The following is a 4,179-nucleotide window of genomic DNA, read 5'->3' as shown; positions in this document are numbered from 1 at the left end:
GGCAAGCCATGATCCTCGATCCGATCCTGGATGTCTTCCGCGGCAAGGCGGTCACCATACCGCCGCTCGACGGCGCCTTCCGTCCCAACACGCGGCTGGACGACCTGCCTGCCTTCGCCGAACTGACGGAACCGGACAACCTGCTGGCGGCCGACGGGCGTCTGCTTGTCTCCAGCGGCAACGCCATCCTGGCGGTTGCGGCCGGTTCCGAGCCCATCGTGGTCGAGACCTTTCAATCTTCCGTCACCGCGCTGGCGCTGTCGCGAGCGGGCGAACTCACGGTCGGATTGGAAAGCGGCAAGCTGCTCATTGCCGGCAAGGAGGTTTCGCTGCCGGCCGGGATACGCTGCATCACGGCGCTCGCCTATGCGGATGACGGCACGCTGTGGCTGGCCAATGGCTCCAGTGAGCACGCGCCGTCGCAATGGGCGGCCGACTTGATGAAGAAGGGCGCGTCCGGCTCGCTTTGGGCGCGGCCGGCCGGCGGAGATTTTCGCAAGGCGGCCGACGGCATCGCTTTTCCATACGGGCTCTATCCTGCCGGCGGTGATGTGGTGGTCAGCGAGAGCTGGCGCCATCAACTGGTCCGCTTCAGCGCGACCGGCAATCGCGCCACGGTGCTGACGCATCTTCCCGGCTATCCTTCGCGACTAGCGCCGGCCGGCGACGGCGGGGCGTGGCTGACGCTGTTTGCGCCGCGCAACCGGCTGATCGAATTCGTGCTGCAGGAAACGCATTATCGCCAGGACATGATCGACCAGGTGCCGCCGGCCTACTGGATCGCGCCGGCGCTGGCCTCCAACCGCAGCTTCCTCGAGCCGCTGCAATGCGGCGGCATCCGCACCATGGGCATCCACAAGCCGTGGTCGCCCAGCCGCTCCTACGGGCTCGTAGTCAGGCTCGACCGGGACATGCAGCCGCAATTCAGCCTGCACAGCCGCGCCAACGGCACGCGCCACGGCATCTGCAGCGTCGCGGAAAAGGACGGCCGCCTGTTCGTCGCCTCGAAGGGCGGCGATTGCGTGCTGGCGCTCGAAGCAATCACGGGAGGTTTCTGATGGAACCGATCGTTCGTCTGGAGGACGTGACGAAAACCTACCGCGGCGTGCCGGCGGTGAAGAACGTCACGTTCGATCTGAGGAAAGGCGAGATCCATGCCCTGCTCGGCGAAAACGGCGCCGGCAAGTCGACGCTGACCAAGATCATCGCCGGCGTCGTCGACGCCACTTCGGGCAGGATGTTCCACAAGGGCGTCGAGACGGCCTACGCCTCGCCGCATGCAGCACTTGAAGCGGGCATCGCCATGGTGTTCCAGGAGACCAGCCTGGTGCCGTCGATGACGGTGGCGCAGAACCTCTATCTCGGCACGGAGAAATTCCTCAACCGGCTGCGCGGCACCTATATCTCGGCGCAGCAATTCCTGCAGTCGCTGAACTTCCCGGTCGACCCGAACGCGATGGTGGCCACGCTGGGCGCCGCCAAGCGGCAGATGGTCGAGATCGCCCGCGCCGTCCACCACAATGCCGACATCATCATCTTCGACGAGCCGACGGCGACGCTGACGCCGGAGGAGAAGCGCCATTTCTTCGCGCTGATCCGGAGACTTAAGGCACGAGGCGTGTCGATCGTCTTCATCAGCCACGCGCTGGAAGAGGCGCTGATGATCGCCGACAGGATCACCATTTTGCGCGACGGCGAGCTGGTGATCACCGACGAGACATCGGCCTTTGATCGCGACAGGATCGTCGCGGCCATGGTCGGGCGCTCGCTGACGGGGCAGATCTACCGCCAGCGCGACGAGACGAAGTTGCGCAAGGCGGGCAAGAAGGTGCTGTCCGTGCAGGACATCTCGATGAGCAACATCGTGCGCAACAATTCCTTCTCGATCTTCGAGGGCCAGATCACCGGCGTGTTCGGCCTGATCGGGTCGGGCCGCACCGAGACCTTCAAGATCGTCTCGGGCATCTACAAGCGCGACTTCCTGCGCGGTGGCGCGATCGAGCTCGACGACAAGCCGGTACGCTACCTGGTGCCGAGCGAAGCGGTTGCCGACGGCATCGTCTACGTCACCGAGGACCGCAAGAGCGAAGGCATTTTCGAGACGATGGGCATCGCCGAGAACCTGTTCGGCGGCCTGCTCGCCGCGGGTCGCGAAAAAGCCTGGGTGATCAACCAGCAGGAGATGCGGCAGCTTTCCGCCGAATGGACGAAGACGCTCAACATCAAGGCGATCAACGACAATGCCCGCGTGGTCGAGCTTTCCGGCGGCAACCAGCAGAAGGTGGTGATCGGCAAGGGCCTGGTGCAGCAGCCGCGCATCGTCATCTTCGACGAGCCGACGCGCGGCGTCGACGTCGGCGCCATCGCCGAGATCCACCAGATCATCAACCGGCTGGCCGACGAGGGCCTCGCCGTCGTCGTCATCTCGTCCTACCTGCCCGAGATCATGAACCTGTCGGATCGGATTCTGGTCTGCCGCCAGGGCCGCATCGTCGAGGAGTTCTCGCCGGCGGAGGCGACAGAGGAGAAGATCATGTATGCGGCGGTGCACTAGGGTGTGGCTGGCGGGCACTTCGACAATTGGCCGGAGCCTCCGCGACGTCGTCATCCACGGGCGGAGCAAGGAGCGAAGCGACGCGCGCAGACCCGAGGATCCATTCCGTGACTTTCGAGCGCCGCAACAGTGCAGAATTTTTTTGCTCCGCTGCACTCCGTGGCTGAGGTCACGGAATGGATCCTCGGGTCTCCGCGACGCCGCTTCGCGGCTGCTCCGCCCGTGGATGACGAAACTGAGGGGGCGGCTCCCACGATCTCTTGCCAGCGCATCAATTGCCAAGTCATCTAAGGCAGTTAGTGCCATTTCTGGTAGGTCCGATTCAACGACCTATTCCATCAATTCACTGAAAGGATCAAACCATGGCCACCACGAAACTTCTAACCGATGCCGAGGTCGAAAAGATCCCGGCGGTGAAGGCCGTGTTCGACGATATCCGGGCGACGCGGAAATCCGACTTCGTCAACAATTTCTGGCGCGGGCTGGCCAACGATCCGGCGTCGCTGAAGCGGGTGTGGGAGCAGCTCAAGGCGGTGATGGTCGCCGACAGCGCCATCGACCCGCTGACCAAGGAAATGATCTATATCGCTGTCTCGACCGCCAACGGCTGTTCCTACTGCGTCCATTCGCATACGGCCGCCGCGCGGGCCAAGGGCATGACAGACGCGCAGCATGGCGAGCTTGTGTCGATCATTGGGCTGGCCGGCCAGACCAATCATCTCGTCACCGCCATGCAGATCCCGCTCGATCCGCAGTTCGAGGTGAAGTGAAGCGCGGCTTGTACTGTTTAAGAACTACCATTCTGGCTAAAATTGTAAGAATGGTCATCGCCGAGTTTTAGGAAATTGACCCTAAGCAGCTATGGAAGAGATGCTAGGGGTCGATAATGTCGGCGATATTCAATAGAAACACTCTTCTGGCGATAGTGCTCGCGATGCTGACTGTCGCGGGCTTCTGGCTGTGGAACCAACCCAAGCAGCCAGCACAACTCCCGACCTTTGGCAGCAGTGTAGCGAAATCGCTTGATGAAGGGGTCGCTCGCTACGGTGTCGAGGGCTTTCACAAGAAGAACGAGCAGGAATTTCTGGACGCTCTGGCAAACTTTCAAAAGAACGGCCCTAAAGCGCCCGGCACGCCGCAATAGAGCTTTCACACCGGCCGATACACCTTCTCCGCCGTGTTCCAGAAGATATCCGCCTCGGCCTTCGCGCCGTGCCTGGCGACTGCGGCGCGGTGTGCCTTGATCAGTTCGGCGTGGCTGGTCCACAGCTTCTCGATCGGGAAGTTCGAGCCGAACATCAGCCGGTCGCTGCCGAGGATTTCTATCGCGTTGTCGACGATGTAGGCGATGAGATCCGGGTCGTTGCGGTGAACGAAAGTGCCGAGCCCCGAGAGCTTGGCGTAGAAATTGGGCGCCGCCGAAAGCGTGCGCAGCCCCGCCTTCCATGCTTCAGTGGTCTCCGGCTCCGTGCCGGTCAGCATGCCGGCATGGGTGAGGATGAAATTCGTCTGAGGGTTTTCGCCGACCAGCGTCAGTCCGTCCTTCATCTGCGCGGGAAAAAGCTGCAGGTCGAAGGCGAGGCCGTAATCCTTCAGCCGCGCCACATTGGCGCGAACCTTCGGAT

The 4,179-nt window shown here is 62.6% G+C and carries 5 protein-coding genes; 4 read left to right on the top strand and 1 reads right to left on the bottom strand.

Annotated elements, in window-relative coordinates; translation table 11 throughout:
• Positions 1 to 8: 8 nt before the first annotated feature.
• The 4 genes from EOD07_RS24875 to EOD07_RS24860 all read left to right on the top strand — a co-directional run bounded on the left by EOD07_RS24875 (position 9) and on the right by EOD07_RS24860 (position 3,698).
• Positions 9 to 1,058: a hypothetical protein gene (locus EOD07_RS24875; RefSeq protein WP_127237312.1), complete on the top strand. Its 1,050-nt coding sequence runs from the start codon at positions 9 to 11 to the stop codon at positions 1,056 to 1,058.
• On the top strand, positions 1,058 to 2,554 hold the full coding sequence (locus EOD07_RS24870; protein WP_127237311.1) for a sugar ABC transporter ATP-binding protein: 1,497 nt from the start codon (positions 1,058 to 1,060) through the stop codon (positions 2,552 to 2,554). Before EOD07_RS24875 ends, EOD07_RS24870 begins: the two co-directional genes overlap by 1 nt.
• A gap of 362 nt (positions 2,555 to 2,916) precedes the next feature.
• On the top strand, positions 2,917 to 3,324 hold the full coding sequence (locus tag EOD07_RS24865) for a carboxymuconolactone decarboxylase family protein (protein WP_127237310.1): 408 nt from the start codon (positions 2,917 to 2,919) through the stop codon (positions 3,322 to 3,324).
• 116 nt (positions 3,325 to 3,440) lie between these two features.
• The gene (locus EOD07_RS24860; RefSeq protein WP_127237309.1) at positions 3,441 to 3,698 is read left to right on the top strand and encodes a hypothetical protein; all 258 of its coding nucleotides are present in this window, start codon (positions 3,441 to 3,443) and stop codon (positions 3,696 to 3,698) included.
• 5 nt (positions 3,699 to 3,703) lie between these two features.
• Here the strand turns inward: EOD07_RS24860 and EOD07_RS24855 are convergent.
• On the bottom strand, positions 3,704 to 4,179 hold a 476-nt coding region (locus EOD07_RS24855; RefSeq protein ID WP_164772496.1), incomplete at its 5' end, for an amidohydrolase family protein.

The sequence above is a fragment of the Mesorhizobium sp. M2C.T.Ca.TU.002.02.1.1 genome (genome assembly GCF_003997225.1).
The sequence above is the reverse complement of the archived record's forward strand: the minus strand, read 5'-3'. Positions and strand labels throughout refer to the sequence as shown.

What these genes read in the sequence shown, in the direction of transcription:
- EOD07_RS24875 (WP_127237312.1), top strand. Translation starts at nt 9, where the DNA reads ATGATCCTCGATCCGATCCTGGATGTCTTCCGCGGCAAGGCGGTCACC.
- EOD07_RS24870 (WP_127237311.1), top strand. Translation starts at nt 1,058, where the DNA reads ATGGAACCGATCGTTCGTCTGGAGGACGTGACGAAAACCTACCGCGGC.
- EOD07_RS24865 (WP_127237310.1), top strand. Translation starts at nt 2,917, where the DNA reads ATGGCCACCACGAAACTTCTAACCGATGCCGAGGTCGAAAAGATCCCG.
- EOD07_RS24860 (WP_127237309.1), top strand. Translation starts at nt 3,441, where the DNA reads ATGTCGGCGATATTCAATAGAAACACTCTTCTGGCGATAGTGCTCGCG.